2 rRNA genes are annotated in these 2886 nt (G+C 53.2%); both read left to right on the forward strand.

Going from position 1 to position 2886, the window contains the following annotated elements:
- Positions 1 to 2564: ribosomal RNA gene (locus ACGYLO_RS22045) — 23S ribosomal RNA — on the forward strand; the annotation flags it as partial.
- Between the two features lie 177 nt (positions 2565 to 2741).
- A 5S ribosomal RNA gene (rrf, locus tag ACGYLO_RS22050) occupies positions 2742 to 2856 on the forward strand.
- The last annotated feature ends 30 nt before the right edge of the window (positions 2857 to 2886 follow it).

Genomic DNA, 2886 nt, shown 5'->3' on the forward strand with positions numbered 1-2886 from the left:
TGATACTCCCCTAGTAGCGGCGAGCGAACGGGGACCAGCCGAGCCATGAGTGTGGTTAGAATGCGTTGGAATGCGCAACCAAAGTGGGTGATAGTCCCGTATAAGAAGCATGATTGGACGTATTAAGTAGGGCGGAACACGTGAAATTCTGTCTGAAGATCGGAGGACCACCTTCGAAGGCTAAGTACTCCTTACTGACCGATAGTGAACCAGTACCGTGAGGGAAAGGTGAAAAGCACCCCGACGAGGGGAGTGAAACAGTACCTGAAACCGAACGCCTACAATCAGTTGGAGCATCCTTGCGATGTGACAGCGTACCTTTTGTATAATGGGTCATCGACTTGGTCTCACGAGCAAGCTTAAGCCGTTAGGTGTAGGCGCAGCGAAAGCGAGTCTTAATAGGGCGTCGAGTTCGTGGGATCAGACCCGAAACCGAGTGATCTAGGCATGGCCAGGTTGAAGATAAGGTAACACTTATTGGAGGACCGAACCCACATCTGTTGAAAAAGATCGGGATGAGCTGTGCCTAGGGGTGAAAGGCCAATCAAACTCGGAGATAGCTGGTTCTCTGCGAAATCTATTTAGGTAGAGCGTCATCCGAATACCCTCGGGGGTAGAGCACTGGATGGGTAATGGGGCCCCACAGGCTTACTGATCCTAACCAAACTCCGAATACCGAGGAGTACTGGATGGCAGACACACGGCGAATGCTAACGTCCGTCGTGGAGAGGGAAACAACCCTGACCTCCGGCTAAGGCCCCTAATTCATGGCTAAGTGGGAAAGCAGGTGAGACGACCAAAACAACCAGGAGGTTGGCTTAGAAGCAGCCATCCTTTAAAGATAGCGTAACAGCTCACTGGTCTAAATAAGTTGTCTTGCGGCGAAGATGTAACGGGGCTCAAGCCATGAGCCGAAGCCGAGGATGCATTTATTGCATGGTAGCAGAGCGTAGTGTGACATAGTTCCATGTGTCCTTATCGTCCCTCGGGACGTATTGGACACAAGGAGCTTTCTGTGAAGCCGGCGCGTGAGCGATCCGGTGGAGAGATCACTAGTGAGAATGATGACATGAGTAGCGACAAAGAGTGTGAGAGACACTCTCGCCGAAAGTCCAAGGGTTCCTGCTTAAAGCTAATCTGAGCAGGGTAAGCCGACCCCTAAGGCGAGGCCGAAAGGCGTAGTCGATGGGAACCAGGTTAATATTCCTGGGCCAGATGGAAGTGACGGATCGCAGGGGTAGTTCATCCTTATCGGATTGGATGGGCTGCTGAGCGGTCCCTGGAAATAGCTCCATCATCAGATCGTACCCTAAACCGACACAGGTGGACAGGTAGAGAATACCAAGGCGCTTGAGAGAACTATGTTGAAGGAACTCGGCAAAATACCTCCGTAAGTTCGCGAGAAGGAGGCCCGGTTCCTAGGCAACTAGGGGCTGGGGGCACAAACCAGGGGGTGGCGACTGTTTATTAAAAACACAGGGCTCTGCGAAGTCGCAAGACGACGTATAGGGTCTGACGCCTGCCCGGTGCCTGAAGGTTAAAAGGAGGAGTGAGAGCTCTGAATTGAAGCCCAGGTAAACGGCGGCCGTAACTATAACGGTCCTAAGGTAGCGAAATTCCTTGTCGGGTAAGTTCCGACCTGCACGAATGGCGTAACGACTTCCCCGCTGTCTCCAACATAGACTCAGCGAAATTGAATTACCGGTCAAGATGCCGGTTACCCGCGGTTAGACGGAAAGACCCCGTGCACCTTTACTACAGCTTCACACTGGCATTAGGCCGAACATGTGCAGGATAGGTGGTGGGCTTTGAAACCGAGACGCCAGTCTCGGTGGAGCCTCCCTTGAGATACCACCCTTGTTCTGCTTGATGTCTAACCGCGGACCGTTATCCGGTTCCGGGACCCTGTGTGGCGGGTAGTTTGACTGGGGCGGTCGCCTCCTAAATCGTAACGGAGGCGCGCGAAGGTTGGCTCAGAGCGGTCGGAAATCGCTCGTTGAGTGCAATGGCAGAAGCCAGCCTGACTGCGAGACTGACAAGTCGAGCAGAGTCGAAAGACGGCCATAGTGATCCGGTGGTCCCAAGTGGGAGGGCCATCGCTCAACGGATAAAAGGTACGCCGGGGATAACAGGCTGATACTGCCCAAGAGTCCATATCGACGGCAGTGTTTGGCACCTCGATGTCGGCTCATCTCATCCTGGGGCTGGAGCAGGTCCCAAGGGTACGGCTGTTCGCCGTTTAAAGAGGTACGTGAGCTGGGTTTAGAACGTCGTGAGACAGTTCGGTCCCTATCTTCCGTGGGTGTAGGATACTTGAGAGGAGTTGCCCCTAGTACGAGAGGACCGGGGTGAACGATCCACTGGTGGACCAGTTGTAATGCCAATTGCAGTGCTGGGTAGCTATGATCGGACAGGATAACCGCTGAAGGCATCTAAGCGGGAAGCCCCCCTCAAAACAAGGTATCCCTGAGAGCCGTGGTAGACCACCACGTCGATAGGCCAGAGATGTAAGCGTAGTAATACGTTCAGTTGACTGGTACTAATTGCTCGATAGGCTTGATTTGATCCAGTAGAAGCAAGACTGCTTACTGATCAAAAGCATACACATACAATCAGTCGTACGTGACTTGGACAAACACGCTTTGCGCTCCAATAAAGACGGAGCGGGAACGGGCATCCTTCGGATACCCCGCCTCCCGCCGCCGCTCTCCTGCGCAGAGCGTTTCTAGGAATTTATTCGGTTTGGTGATCATAGCGCGAGCAAAACACCTGGTCCCATCCCGAACCCAGCCGTTAAGTGCCGTAGCGCCGATGGTACTGCGTCTTAAGACGTGGGAGAGTAGGTCATCGCCAAACCTAATAAGTTCCTAGACTACAGTATCTCTC

The sequence above is a fragment of the Sulfitobacter sp. 1A13353 genome (assembly GCF_043557255.1).
GTDB lineage: Bacteria > Pseudomonadota > Alphaproteobacteria > Rhodobacterales > Rhodobacteraceae > Sulfitobacter > Sulfitobacter faviae.